The sequence below is a fragment of the Embleya sp. NPDC020886 genome (genome assembly GCF_044333915.1).
In the GTDB taxonomy this organism is placed as follows: Bacteria; Actinomycetota; Actinomycetes; order Streptomycetales; family Streptomycetaceae; genus Embleya.
The window spans coordinates 152094-177979 of the sequence record NZ_JBIRRX010000013.1 but is presented as its reverse complement, the minus strand read 5'-3'; the positions used below and the strand labels follow the sequence as shown (position 1 = coordinate 177979).

The 25886-nt window shown below is 72.2% G+C and carries 22 protein-coding genes; 17 read left to right on the top strand and 5 right to left on the bottom strand.

Going from position 1 to position 25886, the window contains the following annotated elements; all coding sequences use genetic code 11:
• Window positions 1-54 precede the first annotated feature (54 nt).
• The 3 genes from ACH4U8_RS35190 (at window position 55) to ACH4U8_RS35180 (ending at window position 3282) form a co-directional block, all read left to right on the top strand.
• Window positions 55-1245, top strand: coding sequence for an acyl-CoA dehydrogenase family protein (locus tag ACH4U8_RS35190; protein ID WP_360309317.1), 1191 nt, complete (start codon window positions 55-57; stop codon window positions 1243-1245).
• Window positions 1246-1278: 33 nt separating this feature from the next.
• Window positions 1279-2406, top strand: coding sequence for an acyl-CoA dehydrogenase family protein (locus ACH4U8_RS35185; protein ID WP_379989224.1), 1128 nt, complete (start codon window positions 1279-1281; stop codon window positions 2404-2406).
• A 75-nt stretch (window positions 2407-2481) separates the two neighbouring features.
• Window positions 2482-3282 carry a crotonase/enoyl-CoA hydratase family protein gene (locus ACH4U8_RS35180; RefSeq protein ID WP_379989226.1) on the top strand — a complete coding sequence of 267 codons (801 nt, stop codon included), beginning with the start codon at window positions 2482-2484 and terminating at the stop codon, window positions 3280-3282.
• A gap of 92 nt (window positions 3283-3374) precedes the next feature.
• Here the strand turns inward: ACH4U8_RS35180 and ACH4U8_RS35175 are convergent, their stop codons facing one another.
• The gene (locus ACH4U8_RS35175) at window positions 3375-5021 is read right to left on the bottom strand and encodes a protein kinase (protein WP_395782452.1); all 1647 of its coding nucleotides are present in this window, start codon (window positions 5019-5021) and stop codon (window positions 3375-3377) included.
• 291 nt (window positions 5022-5312) lie between these two features.
• Here ACH4U8_RS35175 and ACH4U8_RS35170 point away from each other — a divergent pair, with 291 nt between their 5' ends.
• On the top strand, window positions 5313-6917 hold the full coding sequence (locus ACH4U8_RS35170) for an acyl-CoA synthetase (RefSeq protein ID WP_395782451.1): 1605 nt from the start codon (window positions 5313-5315) through the stop codon (window positions 6915-6917).
• Window positions 6918-6950: 33 nt separating this feature from the next.
• Here ACH4U8_RS35170 and ACH4U8_RS35165 read toward each other — a convergent pair whose 3' ends face one another.
• The 3 genes from ACH4U8_RS35165 to ACH4U8_RS35155 form a co-directional block, all read right to left on the bottom strand.
• Window positions 6951-8264 (bottom strand): DUF445 domain-containing protein, encoded by a 1314-nt coding sequence (locus ACH4U8_RS35165; RefSeq protein WP_395782450.1) that lies wholly within the window; start codon window positions 8262-8264, stop codon window positions 6951-6953.
• Between the two features lie 97 nt (window positions 8265-8361).
• Entirely contained in the window at window positions 8362-9117 is a 756-nt protein-coding gene (locus tag ACH4U8_RS35160) for a sulfite exporter TauE/SafE family protein (protein WP_379989230.1), read from the bottom strand.
• 75 nt (window positions 9118-9192) lie between these two features.
• Window positions 9193-9930 (bottom strand): TetR/AcrR family transcriptional regulator, encoded by a 738-nt coding sequence (locus ACH4U8_RS35155; RefSeq protein WP_360309329.1) that lies wholly within the window; start codon window positions 9928-9930, stop codon window positions 9193-9195.
• 199 nt (window positions 9931-10129) lie between these two features.
• Here ACH4U8_RS35155 and ACH4U8_RS35150 point away from each other — a divergent pair, with 199 nt between their 5' ends.
• The 11 genes from ACH4U8_RS35150 to ACH4U8_RS35100 all read left to right on the top strand — a co-directional run bounded on the left by ACH4U8_RS35150 (window position 10130) and on the right by ACH4U8_RS35100 (window position 23064).
• Entirely contained in the window at window positions 10130-11578 is a 1449-nt protein-coding gene (locus ACH4U8_RS35150; RefSeq protein WP_395782449.1) for an MFS transporter, read from the top strand.
• 154 nt (window positions 11579-11732) lie between these two features.
• Entirely contained in the window at window positions 11733-12587 is an 855-nt protein-coding gene (locus ACH4U8_RS35145; RefSeq protein WP_395782448.1) for an NAD(P)H-binding protein, read from the top strand.
• 167 nt (window positions 12588-12754) lie between these two features.
• Window positions 12755-13432, top strand: a complete 678-nt coding sequence (locus tag ACH4U8_RS35140; RefSeq protein WP_360309335.1) for a hypothetical protein — start codon at window positions 12755-12757, stop codon at window positions 13430-13432.
• A 101-nt stretch (window positions 13433-13533) separates the two neighbouring features.
• Complete coding sequence (locus ACH4U8_RS35135) at window positions 13534-14088, top strand: hypothetical protein (RefSeq protein ID WP_395782447.1); 555 nt, start codon at window positions 13534-13536, stop codon at window positions 14086-14088.
• 172 nt (window positions 14089-14260) lie between these two features.
• Complete coding sequence (locus ACH4U8_RS35130; protein ID WP_395782446.1) at window positions 14261-14716, top strand: carboxymuconolactone decarboxylase family protein; 456 nt, start codon at window positions 14261-14263, stop codon at window positions 14714-14716.
• 346 nt (window positions 14717-15062) lie between these two features.
• The gene (locus tag ACH4U8_RS35125; protein ID WP_395782445.1) at window positions 15063-16439 is read left to right on the top strand and encodes a hypothetical protein; all 1377 of its coding nucleotides are present in this window, start codon (window positions 15063-15065) and stop codon (window positions 16437-16439) included.
• 20 nt (window positions 16440-16459) lie between these two features.
• Window positions 16460-17044, top strand: a complete 585-nt coding sequence (locus ACH4U8_RS35120) for an SUKH-4 family immunity protein (protein WP_395782444.1) — start codon at window positions 16460-16462, stop codon at window positions 17042-17044.
• Between the two features lie 60 nt (window positions 17045-17104).
• The gene (locus tag ACH4U8_RS35115) at window positions 17105-17944 is read left to right on the top strand and encodes a nucleic acid/nucleotide deaminase domain-containing protein (RefSeq protein WP_395782443.1); all 840 of its coding nucleotides are present in this window, start codon (window positions 17105-17107) and stop codon (window positions 17942-17944) included.
• Between the two features lie 37 nt (window positions 17945-17981).
• Complete coding sequence (locus ACH4U8_RS35110; protein WP_395782442.1) at window positions 17982-20201, top strand: hypothetical protein; 2220 nt, start codon at window positions 17982-17984, stop codon at window positions 20199-20201.
• Between the two features lie 142 nt (window positions 20202-20343).
• Window positions 20344-21030: a hypothetical protein gene (locus ACH4U8_RS35105; protein WP_360309349.1), complete on the top strand. Its 687-nt coding sequence runs from the start codon at window positions 20344-20346 to the stop codon at window positions 21028-21030.
• 129 nt (window positions 21031-21159) lie between these two features.
• Entirely contained in the window at window positions 21160-23064 is a 1905-nt protein-coding gene (locus ACH4U8_RS35100) for a propionyl-CoA synthetase (RefSeq protein WP_360309351.1), read from the top strand.
• A gap of 33 nt (window positions 23065-23097) precedes the next feature.
• On the opposite strand, the gene ACH4U8_RS35095 is transcribed toward ACH4U8_RS35100, so the two are convergent.
• Window positions 23098-24099 (bottom strand): glutamate ABC transporter substrate-binding protein, encoded by a 1002-nt coding sequence (locus tag ACH4U8_RS35095; RefSeq protein WP_395782441.1) that lies wholly within the window; start codon window positions 24097-24099, stop codon window positions 23098-23100.
• A gap of 187 nt (window positions 24100-24286) precedes the next feature.
• On the opposite strand from ACH4U8_RS35095, the gene ACH4U8_RS35090 reads away from it, so the two are divergent.
• Window positions 24287-24769, top strand: coding sequence for a hypothetical protein (locus ACH4U8_RS35090; protein WP_360309355.1), 483 nt, complete (start codon window positions 24287-24289; stop codon window positions 24767-24769).
• Between the two features lie 105 nt (window positions 24770-24874).
• Window positions 24875-25792: a TIGR04222 domain-containing membrane protein gene (locus tag ACH4U8_RS35085; protein ID WP_395782440.1), complete on the top strand. Its 918-nt coding sequence runs from the start codon at window positions 24875-24877 to the stop codon at window positions 25790-25792.
• The last annotated feature ends 94 nt before the right edge of the window (window positions 25793-25886 follow it).

Genomic DNA, 25886 nt, shown 5'->3' with positions numbered 1-25886 from the left:
ACCGGCGATCGACCACCGGCTGTCAGTGCTTTCCACGGCTACCAGGGAGACCACGTGCACATCGCCTACACACCCGAGCAGGAGGACCTGCGGCGGGAACTGCGCGAGTACTTCGCGCGGATCATGACGCCCGAGATCCGGGCCGAGCAGGCCGCGGGCGAGACCAGCCTGATGGGCAAGGACGGCGCGTACTGCCGCGTCGTCAAGCAGATGGGCAAGGACGGCTGGCTGGGCATCGGCTGGCCCAAGGAGTACGGCGGCCAGGACCGTTCGATGCTGGAACAGCTCATCTTCACCGACGAGGCCACCCTGGCCGGCGCGGCGGTGCCGTTCCTGACCATCAACACCGTCGGCCCCACGCTGATGGAGTACGGCACGCAGGAGCAGCGCGACTTCTTCCTGCCGAAGATCCTCGCCGGCGACATGCACTTCTCGATCGGCTACTCCGAGCCGGGCGCGGGCACCGACCTGGCCGCGCTGACCACCAAGGCGGTCCGGGACGGCGACGACTGGATCATCAACGGCCAGAAGATGTGGACCTCGCTGATCCACGTCGCGGACTACGTCTGGCTGGCCGCGCGCACCGACCCGGACGCGCCGCGGCACAAGGGCCTGACCATGTTCCTGGTGCCCACGAACGCCGAGGGTTTCTCCTGGACCCCGATCAAGACCATGGGCGGCCAGACCACGTCGCAGACGTTCTACGAGAACGTGCGGGTGCCCGCCTCCGCGATGGTCGGCGAGCTCAACGGCGGCTGGAAGCTGATCACCGGTCAGCTCAACCGCGAGCGGGTGGCGCTGTGTTCGGCCGCGGGCATCCAGCTCGCGCTGCACGAGACCCGGCGCTGGGCCGAGCGGGCGCTGCTGCCGGACGGCTCGCGGGTGATCGACCGCGAGCACGTACAGGCCAACCTCGGCCGGGTGCACGCCAAGGTCGAGTTCCTCAAGCTGGTCAACTGGAAGATCGCCTGGTCGGTCGACCACGGCACCAAGGTCGGTCCGGCCGACGCCTCGGCGACCAAGATCTTCGGCACCGAATTCGCCACCGAGGCTTACCGGTTGTTGATGGAGTGCATGGGCGAGGACGCCTACCTCCAGCAGGACTCGCCCGGTGCGGTGTTGCGCGGCCGGCTGGAGAAGATGCACCGCACGGCGCTGATCCTCACCTTCGGTGGCGGCACCAACGAGGTACAGCGCGACATGATCGCGATGCTGGGCCTCGGCCTGCCGCGACCGCCCCGCTGACCCGCCGTCACCACGCTGACAAGGACAGGTGAAATGGACTTCGGTTACACGGAAGAACAGCAGGACCTGGTGGGCCTGGCGGGGCGGATCCTCGGCGAGCGGGTCACCCACGAGGCGCTCACGGCGCTGGACAAGCGGGTCGAGCAGGACGGCGAACCGCGCCTGGACCGCGACCTGTGGGCGGAGCTGGCCAAGGCCAACCTGCTCGGGATCGGCCTGCCGGAGGAGTTCGGCGGCTCGGGCTACGGCGTCTTCGAGCAGTGCCTGATCCTGGAGCAGGTCGGCCGCACCCTGGCGCCGGTGCCGTTCGGGCCCTCGATCGCGGTCGCCGCCTCGATGCTGAACCGGTTGGGCACCGACGAGCAGAAGGCGGCCTGGCTGCCGGGCGCCGTGGACGGTACGAAGATCCTGACCTACGCGCTCGCCGAGCCGTTCGGTCGGGACGGCGCCACGCCCGCCACCACGGCGGTGCACACGGACGGGGTCTGGTACCTGGACGGGGTCAAGACCGGGGTGCCGGTGGCGACCGTGGCCGACCTGCTGCTGGTGTCCGCGGACGTGGCGGGGCACGGCGGCGTGTTCCTGGTCGACCCCAAGGCCGCCGGTGTCCGGGTCGAGGCCCAGCTCACCACCGCCAAGGAGATCGCCGGCCTGGTCACCCTGGAGCACGCCGCGGGCATCCCGCTCGGCGGCCCCGACGCGGCCCGCGAGCTGCGCGACCGGGCCACCCTGGCGCTGTGCGCGACCCAGCTCGGGGTGACCGAGAAGGCGATGCGCGAGAGCGCGAAGTACGCGAGCGAGCGGGTGCAGTTCAAGCGCCCGATCGGTTCCTTCCAGGCGGTGGGGCATCGTCTCGCCGACGCCTACATCGACGTCGAGGGCATCCGGCTGACCACGTGGCAGGCCGCGTGGCAGGAGGCCGAGGGGCTGGACGCGGCCGAGGCGATCGCGACCGCGAAGTTCTGGGCGGCCGACGGCGGACACCGCGTCGCGCACGCGGCCGTCCACGTGCACGGCGGCATGGGCGTGGCCGAGGAGCACTTCGTGCACCGTTACTTCAACCACGCCAAGCAGATCGAACTCTCGCTCGGCGGCGCGACCGAGCAGGCGCTGCGGATCGGCGCCGGCTTCGCCGCCACGGCCGCGGGCGAGTTCGCCTGAACCGGCCCGTCCGAGCCCGCCCTCGGCCCGGCCGTACCGGCGCCGTACCCCTGTGATTCCTGGAGACGAACAGACATGAGCGAACCCCACGCCCTGGTCGAACGGGACGGCCACGTCCTGATCATCACGATGAACCGGCCCGAGGCCCGCAACGCGGTCACCGGCGAGATGATCGAGATCCTGGAGGCCGCCTGGGACGAGGTCAACGACAACCCGGAGATCCGGGTCGCCATCCTCACCGGAGCCGGCGGCGCGTTCTGCGCGGGTGCCGACCTGAAGGCGATGAGCCGGCGCGCGCCGGGCGACGCGTTCAAGGGCGGCGACGGCAAGCCGGGCATGGACATGTCCGTGATGAAGTGGTGTCTCAAGGGCTTCACCCTCACCAAGCCCTTGATCGCCGCGATCGAGGGGCCCGCCATCGCCGGCGGCACCGAGATCCTTCAGGCCACCGACATCCGGGTGGCCGGCGAGTCGGCGCGCTTCGGCGTATCCGAGGTCCGCTGGGGCCTGTTCCCGCTCGGCGGGTCGGCGGTGCGCCTGCGCCGTCAGATTCCGTACACTGTCGCCGCCGACCTGCTGCTGACGGGCCGCCACATCAAGGCGCCCGAAGCCAAGGAGCTCGGTTTGATCGGGCACGTCGTGCCGGATGGCGGCGCACTGGAGAAGGCGAAGGAGATCGCCCACCAGATCGCGGCCAACGGTCCGATCGCGGTTCAGGCGGTCCTGCGCGTTCTGCGTGAAACCGACCAGTTGACCGAGGAAGATGCGTTCAAGCTGGAGTCGCAGATCGGCATGCGGGTGTTCATGAGCGACGACGCGAAGATCGGTCCGCGAGCCTTCGCGGAGAAGAAGACCCCGGAGTTCAAGGGCACCTGATGTGCCATCGGAAGACTTCGGCATGAAACGGGCCCGCCGGGTCAGGGACGGCAATCCCCCGGCGGGTCCTCATCATGTCGACGCACGAGTGGTCATCGGGGTTGCGTCGGATGCCGGGGCAATCTCGGCGCCGACGCCGGTACCCGCCGGGCCCGGACCTCGCCGACGAGCTCGATCGAGGCCGGCACGCCGAGCACGATCCACAGGGTGAGGATCAGCTTCCCGTTGGTCAGCGACGCACACGACCAGCCGGTCAGGGCGGCGAACAGCCAAAACGCCGCGATGTAGAGGCCGGGGGTGTCGCGGCGGCGCAGGAACGCGACCAAAAAGAGCAGTGCGAGCAGCAGGAACGGCGCGATCGCGGCGAACTCCTGGCTGCCGAGATCGCGCGTGCTCCAGTAGTCGGAGTCGCCGTAGGCGGAGAACGCCTGCCGTCGATGGCTGTGGCGGTAGGGCGGCGCGAACAGGGCCGCGGCCAACACGGCGAGCGGCCCCCACACCAGCACCACCGCCGGCCGCGCCGACCACGGCAGCGCGGCGGCGGCGAGCACGGCGGCGGCCAGGCACAGGTAATTGAAGCCCTTGAACCCCTCCGGGGTCACGCTCAGCCACGTGCCCGCGAGCAACGCGCCACCGGCCACCGCGAGCAGGCCGTCGCCGCCGAGCCGGAACCGGATCGCCCACGGGCCGCCGGCGGAGCGCAGTGGCGCCGAGCCGGCGGAGGGGGCGAGGCCCGGCATCCGGGGTGGCTCCGGTGCGGGCGGACCCTGCGTGGCCGGGGCCGGGGCCGGGGCCGGGGCGGGCGGCCGGTGGCCGGCGGTGTCCGGGATCGGCGCGGGTTCGGCCGGTCGCCTCGCCTGGTGGGCCGCGTTCGGGTTGCGGGCGGTGTCGGGGGCGGGCGCGCTCGCGGTGGATCGGGCCCGGATCTCCTCCAGCGCGCCCAGCAACCGACTCGCGGTCGGAAAGCGGTCGTCGGGGTGCTTGGCGAGCAGGCGCAACACCAGCGCGTCCAGGTCCTCGGGCACCTGCGGGCGCGTCGCGGACGGCGGGGGCGGCGGCTTCGACAGGTGCTGGTGCATCACCGCGAACGGCGAGTCGGCCAGGAACGGCGGCCGTCCGGTGAGCAGTTCGTAGATCAACGCACCCAGCGAGTACAGATCGGTGCGGGCGTCCACGTCCCGGCCCTCGATCTGCTCCGGGGACAGGTAGGCGGGGGTGCCCACGGTCATCCCGGTCGCGGTGAGCCGAGTCGTGGTCTCCGCGAGCACCTTGGCGATGCCGAAGTCGAGCACCTTCACGCCGCCGGACGAGGTCAGCATGATGTTGGCCGGTTCGAGGTCGCGGTGCACGACGCCGTGGCCGTGGCTGTGCACCAGCGCGTCCGCGACGTCCCGGGCGATCGACACGGTGCGGTTGATCGGCAGCGGGCCCTCGTGCAGCGCCTCGGCGAGCGTGCGACCGTCGACGAACTCCATCACCAGGAACGGCGTCGGCTCGCCGTCGGTGGTGTCCTCGCCGACGTCGTACAACGTCGCCACGCCCGGGTGCGAGAGCGCGGCGACGGTGCGGGCCTCGCGCCGGAACCGGTCCCGGAACTCCTGTTGCCGGGTCAGCTCGGCGGGCAACACCTTGACCGCGACGGTGCGGCCCAGTTCGCGGTCGACACCGCGCCAGACCACGCCCATGCCGCCGTGGCCGACGGACTGGGCCAGTTCGTACCGTCCCCCCAGAACGCGCATGTCTGCCCCGGAACTCGGTGCGTGCCGTGCCTGGACGCGTGGGTCTTCGTGAGCGTGCGGGTGCCCGGGCCGGCCCGGCCGCGCGATGCGGCGGCGCCGGCGATTCGGGACTTTCGTGGCGAGAAAGTACCGCTTGGGAGGGGGCCCGGACAGGGCTTTGCCGGATCATCGCGAAGCTATTCTTTTGATCGAGTCAAGGGTAAGTTGACCCGACCCTGCTTCGCCCCGGATCGGATCCGTGCCTGGGATCCCGCTTCGGAGGCACCCGTACATCCGCCGTGGGAGCCGACCATGACGCCCGTCAGCCCGTCGTTCAACCTCGCCGACCTCTTCGAGGTCGTGGTGGACGCGATTCCCGACCGCACCGCGCTGATCGCGGGCGAGGTGCGCACGACCTATCGCGGCCTCGACGCGCGGGCCAACCGGGTCGCCCACCACCTGATCGAGGCCGGGATCGAGCCCGGCGACTTCGTCGGGATCCACGCGTGGAACCGCGCCGAGTGGGTCGAGGCGATGATCGGGTGCTACAAGGCGCGGGCCGTGCCGATCAACATCAACTACCGCTATGTCGAGGCGGAGTTGCGCTACCTGTACGAGAACTCGGGCATGGTCGCGGTGATCGCGGAGCGATCCTTCGCGGGTGCGACGCGGGCGATCCGGGCCGACTTCCCGGCGCTGCGCCACGTGGTGATCCTGGAGGACGGCTCGACCGAGTCGATCGAGGGCATGGTGGCCTACGAGGACGCGCTCGCGGCGGCCTCGTCGGAACGCGGCTTCGGCGCGCGCAGCGAGGACGACCTGTACGGCCTGTACACGGGCGGGACCACCGGCATGCCCAAGTGTGTGCTGTGGCGCGGCGAGGACATCTTCTTCGCGGCCCTGCAGGCCGGTCGCGGTGCTCGGCCCAAGCTGCGCACGCCGGACGAACTCGGCGACACGGTTCGGGAGTCGGCCGGGATGACCACGCTTGGTCTGGCGCCGATGATGCACGGCGGCGGGCAGTGGTCGATGTGGAACACCTTCTACATGGGCAACACCTACCTGATGTGGACCGGGCGCAGCTTCGACGCCGACACCGTGATGGCGCTCGCGGCCCGGGAGCGGGCGCTGTCGATGTCGGTGGTCGGCGACGGCATGGGCAGGCCGCTGGCGGACTGGCTCGCGGCCAATCCGGACACCTACGACCTGTCCGCGCTCAAGGCGATCAGCAACGGCGGGGCGCCGATGAGCACGGCGGTGCGCACCGCCCTGGAGCAGGCCGGCGTCTTCGTGATCGACAGCTTCGGCGCGTCCGAGACGGGCGCCGCGGCACGGCAGACCGGCGGACCGGGCAGCGCGACGCGGTTCGCCTCGTCGGCGACCACGACGGTGCTCGACGATCGCCTGGTGCCGGTCGAGCCGGGCTCCGGCGACGTCGGCCGACTGGCCGTCAGCGGGCACATCCCGCTGGGCTATCACGGCGACGACGAGAAGACCCGGGCCACCTTCGTCAAGGACGCGGACGGACGCCGCTGGGTGTTGCCGGGCGACTTCGCGCAACTGGAGAAGGACGGCGGCATCATCCTGCTCGGGCGCGGCAGCGCGACCATCAACACCGGCGGCGAGAAGGTCTATCCGGACGAGGTGGAGGGCGCGCTCAAGACGCACGCGGACGTGTTCGACGCGGTCGTGGTCGGCGTCCCGGACCCGCGCTTCGGCCAGGCGGTCACCGCGCTCGTGGTGCTGCGCGCGGGTGCCGCGCCGGCGGCGGAGGCGATCACCGCCCACGCCCGGACCATGATCGCGGGCTACAAGACGCCCAAGCGCATCCACTTCGTCGAGTCGATCCCGCGCACGGCGGCGGGCAAGGTGGACCTGCGGGCGGCCAAGGCGCGCGCCGAGGAACTGTCCGGGTAGTCGGGTGCCGCGGCGGATCCGGCGGGCCGGGGCTCAGCTCAGCACTTCGGTCAGGGTGTGGATCAGCAGGCCGACCAGAGCGCCGACGACGGTGCCGTTGATCCGGATGAACTGGAGGTCGCGCCCGACGTTGATCTCGATCTTGCGGCTGGTCTCCTTGGGATCCCAGGCGCCGACGGTGTCGGTGATCAGCGCGGTGATCTCGTCGCGGTAGGTGGTCACCACGTAGACGGCGGCCTGCTCGATCCAGCGATCCGCCTTGCCCCGCACGCGCGGGTCCTCGGCCAGCCGGCCGGCCAGTGAACGCACGGCGGTGGTGACCCGGTTGCGCAGTTCGCTGTCCGGGTCCTCGGTGGCCTCGACCAGCATCGTCCGGGCGGCGCTCCACACCGACGCGATCAGCTCCTGGACCGCCGGGTGCGCGATGGTGCGGTCCCGCAGCCGCTCTATCTGGGCGATCATCGCCGGATCGTGCTGGAGGTCGCGGGCCACCTCGGCGAGGAAGTTGTCCACCGCGAGTCGGGCCGGGTGGCCCGGGTCGTCGCGCACCGCGCCCGCGAACCGGACCAGTTCGCGGTGCACCTTGTTGGCGATCTGCCGGTCCAGGAAGCGCGGCGACCAGCCGGGGGACTCCTCGTTGACCACCCGCAGCACCGACTCGCGATGTTGCTCCAGCCAGTCGTGCGCCTTCGTCGCGACCAGGTCGACCAGGCCCCGATGCGCGCCGTCGCGCACCAGCCGGTCGAGCAGTTCGCCGATCGGCTGGGCCACCGCCTGGGCGGAGACCCGACGGGTGATCGCCTGGCCGAACACGCTCTGCACGTCCTCGTCGCGCAGCACGGTCAACGCCGCGCGGGCCAGCGCGCCCAGTTGGTCGGTGACCCGCTCGGCGTGCCCGGGGGCGGCCAGCCAGGTGCCGGCGCGGCGGGAGACCTCCATCCGGCTCAGTCGTTGCCGCACCACCGCGTCGGAGAGGAAGTTCTCCCCGACGAACTCGCCGAGATTGCGGCCCAGCGCGTCCTTGCGGGTCGGAATGATCGCGGTGTGCGGAATCGGCAGCCCCAGCGGCCGGCGGAACAACGCGGTCACCGCGAACCAGTCGGCCATCGCACCGACCATCCCGGCCTCCGCCGCCGCCTGCACATATCCGGCCCAGGCCCCGGCCCCACGCGCCTCGGCCCAGCGCGCGAGCACGTACAACACGATCGCGAACACCAGGAACCCGGTGGCGATCACCTTCATCCGCCGCACCCCACGCAGCTTCGCCAACTCCGCCGCGGTACGCACCACACCCCCCGGTCCCGAACGAGACGAAGCCACGGACTCGGATTCGGCAAGATCTTCCATGACCGTCATTCTGATGATCTGCCCACACGGGACGCGCACACGACACCGGATCGGCGCTGTGTGCTTTCCGCCGCCCCGGGTTCGGCACGGGTCGGGGTCACAGGGTGTACAGGCCCTTGGCGAGGGTGACGGCGCCGCCGGCCAGGGCCAGCCATTGCACGGCGCGTTTGGCTTGGCGTTCGGGGGTGTGGGCGGCGAGGACCCGGCCGAGCGCGGCGCCGGCGAGCAGGGCTGTGCCGATGCCGGTCCAGGCCGGGGCGCTCAGGTGTGGGGGCGACTTGGCGGCGAGCGAGAAGGCGTTCACCACGACGCCGTAGAACTGGGCGTTGGGCACGAACTCGGCGACGGTCCAACCCGCGTTGAGTGCGTACAGGGACACCGCGGGGCCGCCGACGCCGGCCGAGGAGTTCATGAAGCCGCTCGCGGCGCCGGCCACCACGGCGCCCCTGCGGGCGCGCAGGGCGGGTATTCGCACGCCGAGCATGACCGAGCCGACGGCCACGCACACCGCCGCGCCGATGCCCGCGAGCAGCCACGGCTCGGGCAGCCGGGCGGCCACCCACGAGCCGAGCGGTACGGTGCACGCCGCCGCGACCACCAGCGGCACCATCGCGGCGAGCCGGACCCGGCGCCACGAGGCGGCCAGCCCGATCGCGCTGATCACGCCCGCGCCGCCGTTGCACAACACCACGCCCTGGGCCGGGCCGAGCAACAGCACCAGACCGGGCGCCGCGACCAGCGCGAAGCCCATGCCGGTGAGGCGTTGCACCGACGCGCCCAGGAGCACGATCCCGCCCAGGAGCAGGGCGAGGGACCAGGCAGCGGACACGGGCGATCCTCGGGTCGGGGACATCTGACGACCCGACAGCTATACCGGAGATCGCCGCTCGGCGCCGTCGCGGGCGGTGTGGGTGCGACTCGGGGTGGGTCAGCCGTGTGCCGGGGTGGCCAGGATGCCGTTGAGCAGGACTTCGATGCCCCACGCGTCGCGTTCGTCGCCGGAGCCGGCCGTCAACGTGTCGCGCATCGAGACCAGGTGCGGGTAGTCCGCCGCGGACAACCGCCCGAACGTCTCGTCCATCGCCGCGACCGCGCTCTCCTCGCTCTGCCCCTCGCCGGCCTTGTCGGCGTACGCCGATTCCTCGACCGCCGCCGCGGTGATGTGCAGGTTGATCAGATCCAGGGCCAGTGAGCGGGTCGGGTCGTCGATGCCCGCGCCGGCCAGCAGCCCCAGGATGGCCTCGGCCAGCGCGAGCGCGTTGGGGCCGGTCGGTACGTCGCCCAGGGCCACGCCGGCGATCTTGCGATGTGCGCCCAGCACGGTGATCGCCGTGCGGATCAGCGTGCGCAGCTCGGCGCGCCAGTGCGGGAACGGCTCGCCGACCGCGGCCACCGTCGGCAGCGCGATCTCGCCGAGCACCCGGTCGTAGACCAACGCGAGCAGCTCGTCGCGGTTGGCCACGTACACGTAGAGCGAGGCGGCGCCGGTGTCCAGCGCCTGCGCGACCCGGCGCATGGTCACCGCCTCCAGGCCGTCCGCGTCCAGGATCGCCAGCGCGGCGGAGACCAGCGCGTCCGCGCTGAGTGCGGCCTTGGCCGGTCGGGTCCGCCGACTGACCGGCGTAGCGGGGGTGGACGGTCGCGGTTCGCCGGGTGATTTCGCCATGCCCCGAGTATACGCGTTGACGGAACGCTGTTCGCTACGTACATTGTTCGTAACGAACAACGTTCGTAACGAACATGGCTCGCCGAACGCACTCGCACCTCACCGCACCTCACCGCACCTCACCTCACCGCACCGCACCGCACCGCACCGCACGCCATCGCCTCGTCCGAGGCCGCGTCGTCCCGACCGAGGAGTACCGATGACCCCCACCGCCACCGCCGACTCGCCCGACACCACTCCCGCCGTCGAGGCCCCGCACCCCGCCGGATACGCCCGGCGGTGGCGGATCCTGGCGATCGTGCTCGTCGCCGAGGTGATGGACTTGCTCGACAGCACCGTGACCAACGTCGCCGGCCCCTCCGTCCGGGCCGATCTCGGCGGCGGCGCCGCGCTGTTGCAGTGGCTCGCCGCCGGATACACGCTCGCGTTCGGCGTGTTGCTGGTGGTCGGCGGCAGACTCGGCGACCGCTGGGGCAGACGCCGATTGTTCCTGCTCGGCGCCGGCGGCTTCGCCGTGGCGTCCCTGCTCTGCGCGCTGTCCCCCTCGCCGGAATTGCTGGTCGCCGCCCGGATCGCCCAGGGAGCCTTCGGCGCCCTGCTGATCCCGCAGGGCTTCGGCATCCTCAAGTCGGTCTTCCCGCCCGCCGAGACCGGCAAGGCGTTCGCCGCCTTCGGTCCGGTGCTCGGCCTGTCCGCGGTCGGCGGCCCGATCCTGGCCGGCGCGCTCATCCACCTCGACCTGTTCGGTACCGGCTGGCGGCTGATCTTCCTGATGAACGTCCCGCTCGGTCTCGCCGCCGTGCTCGGGGGCCTGCGCTACATCCCCCGGGACGCCCCGAACCCCGCCGTGCGGATCGACCTCGTCGCCGCCACACTGCTGACCGCGGCCTCCACGCTGATCATCCTGCCGCTCATCCAGGGCCCCGAAGCCGACTGGCCGCTGTGGTCGTTCGGTTGCCTCGCCGCCGGCTTCGCCACCTTCGCCGGATTCATCCTGCGCGAGCGCCGCAGCCCGCACTCGCTGATCGAGGCCACGCTGCTGCGCAACCGCGCGTACAAGTCCGGCATGCTCTTCGGCCTCGCGTTCTTCGCCGGCACCACCGGATTCATGCTGATCACGTCCCTGTTCCTGCAACTGCACCTGCACTACGGCGCGCTCGAAGCCGGTCTCACCCTCGCCCCGATCGCGGTCGGCATCGTGGTCGCCTCCATCGCCGGTTTCCAGGTGATGGCCAGGCTCGGCCGCAACCTGCTCCTGATCGGTGTCGGCGTGCACCTGGTCGGCCTGGTCTGCCTCGCGGCCGTGGTCGCCCACTACGGTTCGCACACGACCGGCGTCGACCTGATCGCCCCACTGTTCGTCGCCGGCCTCGGCATGGGCGCCGTGTTCGCACCGCTGTTCGACGTGATCCTGGCCGGTGTCGCCGAGCACGAACTGGGCAGCGCATCCGGCTCGTTGTCCGCGATGCAACAACTCGCCGGCGCGCTCGGCGCGGCGGGCATCACCACCTTGTTCTTCCAACTCGCCGAACACCACACCGCCTCCGCCGCGATGGCCACCGGAGCCCTGGCGGTGGCCGGCCTGGGCCTGCTCGCCGGCGGCCTGGTATTCCTGCTCCCTCGGCACGCCAGGCCGCACGAGGGATGAGCCCGCACGGCGGCCGGTGCCGGTCGCCGCACCGAGCCGGCCCGACGGCCGCCCGGTCCACCCGAAGGCCCGCACCGGCCGAAGCCCCGCCCCGACCGGCCGAGTCCACCCGGCACGGTCCACGAAACCCGACCCAGCAAGGAAACGAGTCACCATGAGCATCCTCGTCACCGGAGCCCGCGGCCGCGTCGCGCGCGGAGTCGTCACCCGCCTCCTCGCGGCCGGCCACTCGGTCCGGATCGCCGGCAGCGACCCGACCGAACTCCAACCCCCCGCCGGTGTCGAAGCCGTGCGCCTCTCGCTCCGCGAACCCGACAACGCCGCAGCGGTGTTGCGCGGCATCACCAGCGTCTTCCTCTACGCCGAGGCCGCCGGCATCACCGCCTTCGTCGAGGCCGCCCGGGCCGCCGACATTCGGCACATCGTGCTGCTGTCCTCGTCCGCGACGAACACCCCCGACCCGCAGAGCAGTCCGCTCGCGGCGAGCCACCACACGGTCGAGGTCGCGGTCGCCGAGTCCGGAATCCCGTACACGGTGCTGCGCCCCGGCGCGTTCGCCACCAACGCGATCGGCTGGAAGTACCAGCTGATGGGCAGCGGCACGATCGAACTGCCGTACCCGAACGCCCAGGTCGCCCCGATCCACGAGGACGACATCGCCGACGTGGCCACCGCGGTGCTGGTGGCCGGCGACCACCTCGGCGAGACGCTCGACCTCAACGGCCCGCAATCGTTGTCCTTCGTCGAGCAGATCGCGATCCTGGCCGATGTCCTGGGCCGCGACCTGCCGTTCGTCGAGGTCACCCGCGACCGGGCATTCGCCGGACTGACCCCCTACATGGACGCCGGCTACGCCGACGCGCTGCTGGACCTGTGGGCGGCCGCCGTCGATCCCGAACCGGTGTCCGGCACCACCGAGGCGATCACCGGCAAGCCCGGCCGCGACTTCCGCACCTGGGCCCTGGAGCACCGCGCGGACTTCGCCATCGACCCGGATCAGCGCGGGTAAATCCCCGACAACCGCCCGGACATGACGACATCGGACCGACCGGACCGGCCTGCGCCGACCGGTCGGTCCGTGCTGTGCCGATCTTGTGGCTCCCTCGCTCCCCACTAAGTCGCCAGGCTGTCTACCCTGCTGTTCAGACCGGCCGTTTACCGAAACTCTGGACGCACATGACCGTCGCGCTTCACACCGGCGCGGGTGCCGCAATCGAGGTACGCCGCGCGCTCCAGGCTGATGAAGCCAGGGACGTTCCCGAACACACGTGGGTCGGCCCGATCGTCCGGGTCCGCCCACAGGGCGAACGACACTACGAGGACGTCGCCTACATCGAGACCGGGCCCACCGACGACATGGGCAGCTCTCCCTCCCGCCACCTGATCCTGTGGGCCGACCGGGCCCGCCGCCATCGAATGGCCGCGGTGGGCACGTATTCGACCGCCGGCGACTACGCGGTCTACAGCATCACCGGGCCGGCGGGCGAGCACCTGGCCACGGTGCATCGCGAACAGGGCAGCATTCGCCGACTGCGCCGCACCTCCTGGACGATCCGCCCGGCCCAGGGCCCCACGCTGCACGCGGCCAAGGGCACCACGTTCGGCTGGATCGCCTGGTGGGCGCTGTCCCCGTTGTGGGGCCTGATGATGGCCGTGGCCGTCCTCGGCGGCAAGGCGCCGCGGCTGCCGCTGCGCACGATCTGGCGCCACGACGGCACCCGGGTGTTCGAATACCTGGGCAGCGTCGGCACGACCGACTCCTACGAACTGCCCCCCGGCCACGTCGACGCCCGCATCGTCCTGGCCCTGGCCGCCCTGCACAACAGCCACCCAGGCTGGTACGACCGCCTGTAGCCACGAGGTTCGACGGGTCGGGGCGGCTACCGGGCGCGGCAGCGGCGGGATGGTACCTGCGCGGGTCGGGGCGGCCGGGTGCCGGCGCGTCCCGTGCGGGCGTGAACCACCCGACGCGGGCGGGGTGGGAACATCCGGCGATGGTGGACGCGGCGTCGGGCGGGACCTCGCTCGGCATGGCGATCTTCATCGCCCTGGGTGGGTACCGCTCGTTGTTGCTGCTCGTGCCGATGATCGCCGCGTACGGCCTGGCCGTGGCGAGTTCGCGGCGGACCACGATGTGGGCCGCGGTCGTGGCGGCGGCCGGGGTCGGGGCGTCCGGGCTGCGCTTCGGCGCGGTCTGCCGACAGGGCGAGCGCGCCGCCGTACCGCTGACCTGGATGGGACTGGGCGCCGCGATCATGATCGAGGTCCTCGTGGCCTTCGTCCTCGGTGGGCGCCGGGTGATCGCGGAGTTCGGCGTGGGTCCTACCGCGGCCGTCGCCCTCGACGCGCTCGTGCCGCGCAGGATCCTGATCCGGGCGGTGACGCACCCGCTGAGCAGGCCGAACCGGTGGTTGCCGACCCGGGTCGACCGGCGGCCGCCCCGGTTGTCGATCGAGGCCCCGGAGGTGGTCGTGCCGGTCCGTCCGGCCTCGGAGCCGGGGCGATGGTGAGACCAGGCCGCCTCGCCATCGGGGGGCGAAAATCTCGGCCGAGATTCTTTTTCGATCCGGTGTCACACATTCGCGCCGGGGTCCGTCAGTGCTGTGTAGGCCCGCGACAAGGGCCCGCAGCCGGCGGAGGAGGAGATCGGCCGCCGGTGGGACCACCTCCAGAGGAGCAGTCATGGAAGCACGTATGGGCAACCCCGCGATGGTCGTTCCCGGCGCGATGAAGGCGCTGATGGCCCTCGGGGCCGCCACCGCCCAGGCCGGGGTTCCGAAGGTCACCCTCGAACTGGCCAACCTCCGGGCGAGTCAGATCAACGGCTGTAGCGTCTGTGTCCACATGCACGCCCGTGACCTGCGCAAGAGCGGCGAGTCGGACGAGCGCATCGACACCGTCGCCGGGTGGCGCGACGCCCCCTACTTCAACGACGCCGAACGCGCGGCCCTCGCCCTGACCGAGGCGGTCACCCGGGTCGCCGACACGAGCGACCCGATCCCGGACACGATCTACGCCCAGGCCGCCGAGCACTACGACGAGCAGCAACTCGGCGCGCTCCTGCTGTCCATCGCAACGGTCAACGTCTGGAACCGGATCAACCTCGCCACGCGGCAAGTCGCGGGCGGCGCCTGGTAGTCGAGGGACCTGCCGACGGGCGCGGACCCGGGCCCGGGAACACCTCCCGGCCGCCCGGGTCGCGCCGGAGCGCATCGTGCCGGAACGCGTCGCGCCGAGGTCGGTCGCGGTCACTCGCGGACCGGAGAGGACCCGCGAACTTCCCTGCCCTTTGCCTTACTTGACTCGAACCCGGTTGGCCCGCCCCGGACCGCGAACGTAGTTTTGTTGCGTCGTTCGGTCACTACGGGGGTAGTTCGTGCGGCGGCCCGATCGACGCGTGGGCCGCGCACGCGCACCGCGGCGGTAGCACCCGCCCCTCCCGAAGCGTCGAGCGCGCGCGAAGCCTACGGGGAGGCGATCGGCGATGAGCAAGACCAAGACCGGCCCGAAGGGCGGCGATTCGGGCGGCGGACACGACCGGCCCGGCGCATCGAAACCGGGGGACGCGCCGGCGACCGTGCCCAGGGCCCCCAAGCGGCCCGACGGCACCGACACCGCGGGCAAGCCCGGCGGCCCACCCGGTGACGCCGGCGGCACCCCCGGCGGCAAACCGGTCGGCTCGCCGCCCACCGGCAGCAACGGCTTCAAGCACGTCCCGGAACACGTCGAGTCCGGCGCCCGGGGCATCGACGCCTCCGCCGCCCGGATCGAGGCCGCGCACGCCAAGCTGAGCGGCGTCCTCCAGGCCAAGGGCGCGTTCTGGAACAAGGACGGCCTGGGCCAGACCTTCGGCAAGGTCTTCGAGCCGTTGTCCACCGGCCACTCCCGGGCCGGCGGCGCGCTCCAGCAGGCCGTCGCCAAGACCGCCGGCAACGTGCGCACGAGTGCCGGACGCACGGCCGCGACCGAGGAGGCGAACCTCAAGCGGTTCGGGAAGCGGATCGAGGGCCCGGACCCGAAGCAGCCCGGCTCCGGCGACGGCAAGGGCCCGGCCGGTTCCGGCGGGAATCCGCCCGGATCGGGTCGAACGCCGGTCTACTTCGTCGACGAGGACGGTCGGGTTCACCAACTGGTCAACGGGAAACTGGTCCCGGTGCAGCCCGGAGGCGGAAATTCCGGGATCGACCGGGTGCTGAATCCGGACGGCACGATCAAGGTGAACATCAAGACGGACAAGGACGGCAAACCCGAGGTCACCCCGCGCGGCAAGCCGAAACGGGTGCCGGTACCGGGCGGCAAGGGCCGCTACGACAAGTACGCGAAGGCGGAGCAGGACGACACCGGGAATGCCGCCCCGCGTACCCCGGTGCAGTCCAGGCCGCTGCAACAACCCACCGACCTGTCGCAGGCCGTCGAGGACGTGCGCCGGGCCCAGAACGACTACGGCGGCAACAACTACGCCTCGCTGTATTACCGGGACCCCTCCGGGCGCGGCGGCGATTTCATCCTGGTCGGCAGCAGCGGCAACAACGGCGGCCATTCCGAGCGGGCCATCGGCCTGCCGATGGTGCACAACGGCATGCAGAACGACGTGACCCGGCTCTACACCGAACGGGCACCGTGCCAACCGTTCCCCAGGACCGGTGGCGCGGGATGCGACATCTGGGTGGACATGCACCTCAACGGCAGCGGCCGAAACACGCCGTTGGAGGTGAGCCACGTCGCCGACTTCGATTCGCGACGGCTCGACGGCGCGGACCGCAACGGCCCGTTCAACCTGTACATGCACGACCTGCAACAGCAGCACCGCGCGGGCAACACCGGCCCACTGGCCGGTGTATACACGTACCAATATCCGTAGGCATGCGCCGGAGCTGATTCATGATCTTCGACATCGACCGCAACGGGCTGCTGGAGGTCTTCCCCCAGGGCCGGGTGGTGCGCGCCTCGCGGGCCGAACTCGCCGAGGTCCCGGGGCGAGTCGAGGATCTGGACTTCCTGTGCGAGGTGGGTCTGCCGCAGGGGTTGTTCCAGATCGCCCCCGCGTTGGCCGGCGAACCGGGCGCGCAGGCGTCGCGCCTGCTCGACCTCGGCGACCCGGACGAGGGGGTCGACCTGCCCGAACTCGACGGAATCGGTCCGGTGCTGGTGCTCGGCGGAATCCAGCAGTGGTACGTCTTCCTCCACCTCGAAACCGGCCGGCTGCACGCCTTCGCGGACGGCGGCTCGCAATACTGCGAGATCAACGGCGACCTCTCCTCGTTGTGCACCATGCTGGGCCTGCTGTGGCGGGAAACCCCGCGTACCGAACCCGGGAGCACGGGGCCCGGCAATGCGGAGTACCGGCGCGTCGCGGACTCGATCCGGGCCCGGATCGAACCGCTCGATCCGATTCCGTATCGCGGGGAAAGCCTGTGGATCACCTATTTCGGTGGGTATGTCGACGGTCTCTATCCGCTGCGTTGACCGCGCGGACATCGAGCCGCAGCCCGGGCCCGCCATCGCAGGAGGGATACTCGCAACACCATGAACTCTGACCTCTCCGCCGCCCTTCATCAGCGCTTCGGTCGGGACGGACTGCGCTTTTTCGGCTCGACGAAGCTCGCCGGTGTGCCGTTGCCCGTCCAGGTGGGCGCGTACTTCCTCGGCGCGGAGGACGAACACCCGCCGACGATGGGGGCGTTCGCCGACTCGGTGGGGGAGTCGCTGCCCGATCCCGCGGTGCGCGAGCGGGTTCGGTTGGGCACCGATCAGGGCGCGGAACTCTACGTCGCCGCCGACGGGTCGGTCCGGGCCCTGTTCCTGGGGGTCGATCTGCCGGAGATGCCCGTGGCAAGCGACGTGGAGGCGTTCGCCGCCGGGCTGCTGACGCTCGATCAGGCGCTGCCCCGGATCGCCGCCGTGGACGAACCGGCCGAGGGCTTCCCGCTGTTTCGCGCGCTGCGCGAGGAACTGCTCGCGCTCGACCCGGCCGCGTTCGCCGAGCGCGAGGCGTGGTGGCCCAGGGTGCTCGACGATGTGCGACTCCCGTTGAACATCGCCGGCTCGGCCGCGTTCGAGATCCTGGACGCGGACGGGAGCAAGCAGATCGTGACCGAGGTGTCCCGCCCGGGACTGCCGCATCCCGAGGAACTGCTGTGGTACCGCCTGTCGGCCGGGGGAGTGCCGGCCGAGGACGTCCTGCGGGTGTACTGCGAGTTGGAACCGTGCCTGATGCCCGGCCACTACTGTGCGCTGTGGATGGGCCGGATGTTCCCCGCCGCCGAGTTCACCCACAGCTTCGGCTACGGGGAGAGCGCGCAGTCGCGGGAGGACGGCGTCCGGGCCCTGATGACACACGTCGCGGAGCAGGCGGGCAATCGCTGACCGGGCAGCGCGCACCACGAATCGGGGGACGGACACCGTGGTCGACAACGACGGGCATCGACTGCCGCACATGGGCGCGGGCCGACACCTGGCCGCCCGTGCGCTGCTGGGCTGGCTGGACGACGAACGCTCGCCCCGCCTGTGCCTGGTCGGCGGCTCGTCGGGTTCGGGCAAGTCGCACCTGCTGGCCTGGCTGTACGCAGCCACCGCCGGCGAGGCCACACCGCCCGCGCGCCGGTTGCACGCGTTCGTACCGGCCGGCGGCCTCACCCTGCCCGGCGTCGTCGCGGAACTGGCCGCCCACCTGGGCGTGGCCGCCCACACCCCGCGCCGACTGATCGCCGCGCTGGCGCTCGACCCCCGGCGCACGGTGATCGCGATCGCCGACCCGGACCACGCCGGCGGGCCCGGCCTTCCCGGCGAAGGTGCCCGGATCGTCGCCGAGTTGCTCGACCCGCTGCTCGAACTGCCGCACGTGCGGCTCCTGGTGGAGTGCGCCCGCGCGGACACCCGGGCCGCGTTCACCGCCGTCGGCGCGCCCGCCACGCTGAACCTGGACGAACCCCGCTGGACCCACCCCGGCCGGTTCGAGCGCTGGTACGCCGAACTCACCATCGGCGCGGCACCGACCTCGCCGTTCGGCGCCGAGGCCGCCTTTCCGCATCCCGGACTGGCCCGACTGGCCGCCCGCGTGGACAGGTCGCGGTTGCCCGCGGTGCCCGACGGGGGCGCGCCGGCCGGCCTGCCGGAGCGCGCGCAGCGCATCCATCGGGCCTGGTGGGCGACGCTGCCCGAGGACGTGCGCTCGGCCGTGGCGGTGTTGTCCGGGCTCGACCTGCCGCTCTCGGCGCCCGCGTGGGAACAGGCGCTGACCACGCTCCACCCGGCGGCGGATCGCGAGTGGGCCGCCGCGACGATCGCACACGCGACGCGCGTGTTGCCCGCGGTGTTCGAGGGCGGCGACACGTGGGCGATGCCGGCCGGGCCGCTCGCCGAGTTCGTGCGCGGGCAACGCCCGGAGAGCGCCGATCCCGACCGGCCGACCCGGGTACACGCCGCGCTGCGGCACGCGGCGGACGCGGGCATCACCGACCTCGCCGGACTCTACGACGCGGGCGAGGAGCGGGTCTCGGCGATCCTGGCGCACAGCGTGCGGATCGGCGACGCCGCCGCGTTGGCCGCCGACCCGGTCGTACAGGCGCTGGCCCGGCCGCAGACGGTGGCGGGCGCGCTGGTGGCCACCGGGCAGTGGGCCCACCCGGCCCAGGCCGCGTTCCGCGGCGCGTTCGGCACGCTGCTCGGCCAACCCGCGCCGGCGGCCCGCGCGGCCCTGCTCGCGGTGCACCGACTCGGCCGCGACGACGCCGCCGCGCGCACGCTCGTCGCACGATCCACCTCGCCGGGCTGGCGGGCCGAGTGGGCCCGCTGGGGCGACGGCGACAGCCACCGCCCGGACCGCTGGCCGGGACCGGTCCTGGCGGCGACCGCCGGCCGCGGCGGCCTGGCCGGACGGGTGTTGCTGGCCGACGACACCGGGGTGATCCGGACCGTCGTCGGCGCCGACGGCACGATCGCCGGCCGCGTCGTCGCCGGCTTCGGCCCCACCCCGCTGCGCGCGCTCGCGAGCACCTACGGCGGCCGGGTCACCACCTTGAACCGGTGGGGCGGCGTGGACGTCCTGGACGCCGCCTACCACGGCCCGCGCGGCGCGCTGGAGGCCGCCTTCCAACGACTGGTCAACACGTGCGGGGCCGCGCTGACCGTGCTGTGCGCGCACCCGCTGCCGGCGGTCGGCGACGCCGACGGCGGTGTCTGGTGCCACGGCTCGCCGCCGAGCGTGCCGGGCGGCGAACCACCGCCGCGCGGGGTGTTGTCCGCGCCGCTGCACACCGGCCCGGTCACCGCGCTCGCGGCGGTGCGCACCGGCGCCGAGGGCGAACCACCCCTGCTGATCAGCGGCGGGCGGGACGGCCGGGTACGGATGTGGAGCCCGGGCGCGGAGCCCGCGACGGACGCGCTCGACGCACGGGCGAGCCCGGTGACCGCGCTCGCCTGCGAACAGACCACCGAGGGCCTGCTGATCGCGGCGGCCTGGGCGGACGGCCTGGTCCGACTGCGCCGCCCCGACGACGACACGGCCGTCGACCTGAACCTGGGCGCGCCGGTGACCGGGATCGCGGTGTCGGTGCAGGGATACGTCGTGCTCGGCATGGCCACGGGCGTGGTCGGCCTGCGACTGGAACACCCTGCATTTTGACCGGACTCGGCTGCTTGCGGGATCCGGCCCGAGGATGCCGCGCGACGATGCCCCGAATCGAGGTAGCGGAACCGGAACCGGCGTAACGTCGATACGGCACGCCCTCCGGTTCGGGCGTGCGCGACGACGACGGGGGTCGATTGTGGGCATCACCATACCGGGCTATCTGGACACGGCGTTGGACGTCATCGGCGTCGACTGGCCCAACCTGGACGAGGACGAGTTCAAGGAACTGGCCCAGGCGTACCGCGAGTTCGCCGACGAGATCGACGAGGCCAGAGCCGACGGGAAGAACGGCGCGGCCTGGATCCTGTCCGGCACCAGCGGGATGGCCGCCGAGGCGTTCGAGGCACACTTCGGCAAGCTGAACAACGAACACCTGCACGATCTGGCCGAGGGCGCCCGGATGCTCGCCAAGGCGCTGGACGCGGCGGCGGTGGTGATCGAGGTCGCCAAGGGCAGAGCGATCGCCCAACTGATCATCCTGGCCGACGCGATCGCCGCCGCCGCGGCAGCCGCCACCTTCACCTTCGGCCTGTCCGCGATCGCCGGCCTGGCCGAGGTGGGCATCGTGCGCACCGCGGTCAAACGCATCTTCAAGGAACTCGAACAGGAACTCATGGCGCGCGTGGTCGAGATCGCCACCGCGCCCGCGGTGGCCGCGCTGGAGGGCACGGCCAACGAACTGTTGTCCCAACTCGTGGAGAACGAACTCGGGGCCCGCAACGGCTACGACCTCGACGCCGCGATCGACGCCGGCAAACAGGGCGGACAGGACGCGATGCCGACCGTGTCCGGCATCACCGCGACGTTGAACCCGGTGGCCTGACCCGACTTTCGACAGGCCGTGCTCGAACGCTCGTACGGCCGTCTTGACTTCGTGCCGCCGCGTCGGGATCCTGCCGGCGGGCGGCACGGTCACCCGGTGCCGCCCGGGGACTACCGGGAGGAACCACGAATGAGCCGCGACACCGGCGGAGCGTACGAGTGGGCCCATCGGCGCAGCCTGGAGGATCCGGACGGCTTCTGGTTGGAGGCCGCCGCCGCGATCGACTGGGTGACGCCGCCCACCCGCGCGTTGGACGCGAGTGCCGCGCCGCTGTACCGATGGTTCCCGGACGGCACGCTGAACACCTGTTTCAACGCGCTGGACCGGCACGTCGCGGGCGGGCGCGCCGAGCAGGCCGCGATCATCCACGACTCACCGCTGACCGGGACGCGGCGCACCCTGACCTACGCCGAACTGCTCGACCTGACCGCACGATTCGCCGGCGTGCTGCGCGGGCTCGGGGTGGGTCGAGGCGATCGGGTGGTGCTCTACCTGCCGATGGTGCCCGAGGCCGTGGTGGCGATGCTGGCCTGCGCCCGGCTCGGCGCGGTGCACTCGGTCGTCTTCGGCGGCTTCGCCCCGCACGAACTGGCGGTGCGCATCGACGACGCCCGCCCCAAGGTCGTGGTGGCCGCCTCCTGCGGGATCGAGCCGACCCGGACCATCGCCTACAAACCGCTCGTGGACGCGGCCCTGGCCGAGGCGAGCCACCGGCCCGAACACGTGGTGATCCTGCAACGCCCGCAGCTCATCGCCGAGTTGACCGAGCGGGACCTGGACTGGGACACCGCGATGGCCGGCGCCGAGCCCGCCGAGTGCGTGAGCGTCGCGGCCACCGACCCGCTCTACATCCTCTACACCTCCGGCACCACCGGGACGCCCAAGGGCATCGTGCGCGACAACGGCGGGCACGCGGTCGCGCTGCGCTGGTCGATGGAGAACGTCTACGGCGTGCACCCCGGCGAGGTGAGCTGGACCGCCTCCGACGTCGGCTGGGTGGTCGGCCATTCGTACATCGTCTACGCGCCGCTGCTCACCGGCTGCACCTCCGTGCTGTACGAGGGCAAACCGGTCGGCACCCCGGACGCGGGCGCGTTCTGGCGGGTGGCCGCCGAGCACCGCGCGACCATGCTGTTCACCGCGCCGACCGCGTTCCGGGCGATCAAGAAGGAGGACCCGGACGGGAAACTGCGCGCCGGACACGACCTCTCCGCGCTGCGCACGCTGTTCCTGGCGGGCGAACGGCTCGACCCGGAGACCTACCGCTGGGCCGGCGACCTGCTGGGCATCCCCGTGGTCGACAACTGGTGGCAGACCGAGACCGGTTGGCCGATCGTGGCCGACCCGATGGGCCTGGAACCACACCCGACCAAACCCGGTTCGCCGACCCTGCCGGTGCCCGGCTACGACGTGCGGATCCTGGACCCGCAGGGCAACGAGGTGCCGCCCGGCGTGGACGGCGCGGTGGTGCTCAAGCTGCCCATGCCGCCCGGCACGCTGACCACGCTGTGGGGCGACGACGAGCGCTACATCGCGTCCTATCTCGGTGCCCATCCCGGCTACTACCTCAGCGGCGACGGCGGACGCAAGGACGAGGACGGCTACGTCTACGTGATGGGCCGCACCGACGACGTGATCAACGTCGCCGGCCACCGGTTGTCCACCGGTTCGATGGAGGAGGTCCTGGCCGCCCACCCGGACGTGGCCGAGTGCGCGGTGATCGGGGTGGCCGACGAACTCAAGGGCCAGGTGCCGCGCGGTCTGGTCGTGCTCAAGGCCGGCGTGCACCGGGAACCGGCGGACGTGGCGGCCGAGTTGGTGCTCCGGGTCCGGGAGACCATCGGCGCGGTCGCGGCGCTGCGCCGGGTGGACGTGGTGCCCGCGCTGCCCAAGACCCGATCGGGCAAGATCCTGCGCCGCACGATGCGCGACATCGCGGACGGCAGGCGGCCCGAACCGCCCTCCACCATCGAGGATCCGAGCGTGCTGGAGACCCTGCGGCCGACCCTGACCGGCGAACCGGCGGGTGACTGAGCGACCGCACCGGGACCGGCGGGCGGGGAGCGCTCAGCCGACGTAGCTCGCGCGCGGCGGGGACTGCGGCCCCAGCGGGCCGGCCAACCACGTGTCGTACAACCGCTGCCACGAGCCGTCCCGCTTCATCTGCTCCAGCACCCCGTTGGCGAAGCGCACGAAGTCCTGATGCGCCAACGGGAAGGCCATCCCGTGCGGTTCGTCGCTGAAGGCCGGGCCGACCACGTCGGTGTCCGAGTCCTGGGCCTGAAGTCCCCGAAGCAGCGCGGAGGTGGTCGAGACCGCGTCCACCTCGCCCTGCTGCAACGCGACCAGGCAGTCCGTCCAGTTCTCCACCGCGTACGGCAACACCCCCGCCGGATCGTCGCGCAGGAACACGATCGAGGTGGTGCCGCGGACCGTGCACACCCGTTTGCCGCGCAGGTCCGCGAGGTCGCGCACGCCGGAGTCGGTGCGCACCAGCACCCGTTGGCCGTCGGTGTAGTAGTCGCCGCTGAAGGCCACCTGGAGCTTGCGGTCGCACGTGATGGTCATCGTGTCGATCACCACGTCCACCTCGCCGGCCCGCAGCACCTCCGGACGCTGGGCCTGGGTGATCACCTTGTACCGGATGTGCCCCGGGTCGTCGCCGCCGAAGACCGCCCGGGCCAGGGCCTTGGCCATCTCGATGTCGAAGCCCTTGATCTGCCCGCTGCGCCGGTCCAACTCGCCGAAGAAGCGGGTGTTCTGATCCACGCCGACCATCAGGTACCCACGCCGATGGATGGTGTCCATGGTGGACCCGGCGGGCGGTTTCCCGGGAGCGGGCAGCGTGGCGGGCGGCGTGAGACTCTCGCGCGGATCGCACGGCGGGGCGCCGGAAGGCTTGGGGTAGTCCTCGGGCGTGGCCGGGTGGGCTCCGGAGATCACCGGCCCGGCCACCGGAGTTGCCGCTGCCGCGGGTGGGCGGGTCGACCCGCCGGTGCAGCTCGCCAGGGTCGCCGCCAGGGCGAACGCCGAGGCGCCGGCCGCGATTCGACGAGATCTCCGCTGCATGCCGCTCCCTGGGTGCCGGTGCGCCGACGCGCCGGTCGCCGCGAGGGCCGCCCGGCCTCCCGACATCCCCCCGCGAGGGTCCGCGCTGTCGAAGTCCTCCGAGTATCGGACGCCTCGGGCTGAAATCCGGGGCGGTTGGGCAAAGAATGGGGGCTTCCCTCAACCGGGTCGATCAGGACGGAAGCACGTGACGAGTTATGGCATCACGGGCCACATCAACATCACCGCCGCCACCGTGCCGCTGGTCGACCGGGCTCTCCGTGAGCAGCTCGCGCAGGTCGAGCCGGACCGACTCGTGGGCTATAGCTGCCTGGCCGCCGGCGCGGACGCGATCTTCGCGCGCGCGGTGCTGGACCTGGGCGGCAGGCTGGTCGCGCTGCTGCCGTCGGCCGACTACGGCGACGCCAAGGTCGGTCCGGCCTACCGCGCGAGTTTCGAGCAGCTGATCGCGGGCGCGGCCGAGGTCCGGGTGATGCCGTTCCGCCGGGCGAACGAGGACGCCTACGCGGCGGCCAACGACGCCCTGTTGGCGGCGGTCGACGTGCTGCTCGCGGTCTGGGACGGCCGGCCCGCCCTCGCCCGGGGCGGTACGGCCGAGTTGGTCACCATGGCGCGCGCGGCGGGCAAGGAGGTCCGGGTGGTGTGGCCCGCGGGATCCGCGCGGGGGTGAGCCGGACCGTAGCCGGGCGCCGGAACGGACGTGCAGCGTGAGGGAGTTGCCCACGATGTCCGGCCGAGTGTTCGATCGTGCCGGATCGGCGTGTACACCTGGATCATGGAGACCTCCCTCTTCGCCCTGCTCGCGGTCCTCGCGACGATCGTGCTCGGTCTCCGGACCCGACGGGTCCTGGTCGGCGGCCCGCACGGGCGTGCGCACGCGGCCGACCCGGTCGGGGCCCAGTCGCTCGAACCCTACGAACTCGCGTTCCTGGCCGGTGGTCCGAGGCGGGTCGTGGACACCGCGATCGTGCGACTGCACGCCCGGGGAGACCTGCTCGTGTCCCGCGACGGTCGGCTGACCGCGACCGCACCGGCCGGCGGCGTCGCGATCGAGGACACGGTACTGACCGCGGCCGGGGTCGAGGGCGGGGCCGACCTGACCGAACTGCGGCTCGCGGCCGCCCGGAACCCGGCGATCGAGGCGTCGGCCGGTCGGCTCGTGGCGGCCGGACTGGCCCGGCGGCGACCCACACCGTTCACCCGCCGGGCCCTGACGGCCGGTTGGGTGGTGCCGGTCGTACTCGTCTGGTGCGCGGCCCTGTTCGAGCTCGGCACGGCGATCGTGGTCGGCGTGCCGGTGACCTCGGTCGCCGGTGTGGCCGTGTTCGCGCTGTGCGCCGAGGGCCCGGGGCCGGTGACCGAGGCCGGCCTGCGGTGCCTGGGGCGGGCCCGCAAGGAGTGGGGTCGGCTCGACTGGGACCGGGCGGGACCACCCGACGCGATCGGCGCCGCCGCCCTGTTCGCCCGCCGCGGCCTGCACGACTCCGCATTGACGGGGGTCTTCCGGATCTCCGACGCACGGATCCGCCGACTGCGGGGCGACGGCCCTCGACGGCGCGGGCCCGTCGTCGGCGCGCGCTTGGACCACGACCCGAGCTCGGGGTACAACCCGCGCCTGGGCCGAAGTTTCTCGACCGGCGGCTACGGCGCGGACTCGAGTTGTGGCGCGTCCTGCGCCGGCGGCAACAACTGACCCGACCGCACCCGGCTGCGTGGCCCCACCGACCGGCATCCACCGCGACCCCGGCGGCGCGCCGGGCCGTGGCGCGGGTCCCGGGGTGGACGTC

Bases quoted from the DNA above. Each gene is read 5' to 3' on its own strand.
- ACH4U8_RS35185 (WP_379989224.1), top strand. From the start codon at position 1,279: ATGGACTTCGGTTACACGGAAGAACAGCAGGACCTGGTGGGCCTGGCG.
- ACH4U8_RS35180 (WP_379989226.1), top strand. From the start codon at position 2,482: ATGAGCGAACCCCACGCCCTGGTCGAACGGGACGGCCACGTCCTGATC.
- ACH4U8_RS35175 (WP_395782452.1), bottom strand. From the start codon at position 5,021: ATGCGCGTTCTGGGGGGACGGTACGAACTGGCCCAGTCCGTCGGCCAC.
- ACH4U8_RS35170 (WP_395782451.1), top strand. From the start codon at position 5,313: ATGACGCCCGTCAGCCCGTCGTTCAACCTCGCCGACCTCTTCGAGGTC.
- ACH4U8_RS35165 (WP_395782450.1), bottom strand. From the start codon at position 8,264: ATGGAAGATCTTGCCGAATCCGAGTCCGTGGCTTCGTCTCGTTCGGGA.
- ACH4U8_RS35160 (WP_379989230.1), bottom strand. From the start codon at position 9,117: ATGTCCCCGACCCGAGGATCGCCCGTGTCCGCTGCCTGGTCCCTCGCC.
- ACH4U8_RS35155 (WP_360309329.1), bottom strand. From the start codon at position 9,930: ATGGCGAAATCACCCGGCGAACCGCGACCGTCCACCCCCGCTACGCCG.
- ACH4U8_RS35150 (WP_395782449.1), top strand. From the start codon at position 10,130: ATGACCCCCACCGCCACCGCCGACTCGCCCGACACCACTCCCGCCGTC.
- ACH4U8_RS35145 (WP_395782448.1), top strand. From the start codon at position 11,733: ATGAGCATCCTCGTCACCGGAGCCCGCGGCCGCGTCGCGCGCGGAGTC.
- ACH4U8_RS35140 (WP_360309335.1), top strand. From the start codon at position 12,755: ATGACCGTCGCGCTTCACACCGGCGCGGGTGCCGCAATCGAGGTACGC.
- ACH4U8_RS35130 (WP_395782446.1), top strand. From the start codon at position 14,261: ATGGAAGCACGTATGGGCAACCCCGCGATGGTCGTTCCCGGCGCGATG.
- ACH4U8_RS35125 (WP_395782445.1), top strand. From the start codon at position 15,063: ATGAGCAAGACCAAGACCGGCCCGAAGGGCGGCGATTCGGGCGGCGGA.
- ACH4U8_RS35120 (WP_395782444.1), top strand. From the start codon at position 16,460: ATGATCTTCGACATCGACCGCAACGGGCTGCTGGAGGTCTTCCCCCAG.
- ACH4U8_RS35115 (WP_395782443.1), top strand. From the start codon at position 17,105: ATGAACTCTGACCTCTCCGCCGCCCTTCATCAGCGCTTCGGTCGGGAC.
- ACH4U8_RS35100 (WP_360309351.1), top strand. From the start codon at position 21,160: ATGAGCCGCGACACCGGCGGAGCGTACGAGTGGGCCCATCGGCGCAGC.
- ACH4U8_RS35095 (WP_395782441.1), bottom strand. From the start codon at position 24,099: ATGCAGCGGAGATCTCGTCGAATCGCGGCCGGCGCCTCGGCGTTCGCC.
- ACH4U8_RS35085 (WP_395782440.1), top strand. From the start codon at position 24,875: ATGGAGACCTCCCTCTTCGCCCTGCTCGCGGTCCTCGCGACGATCGTG.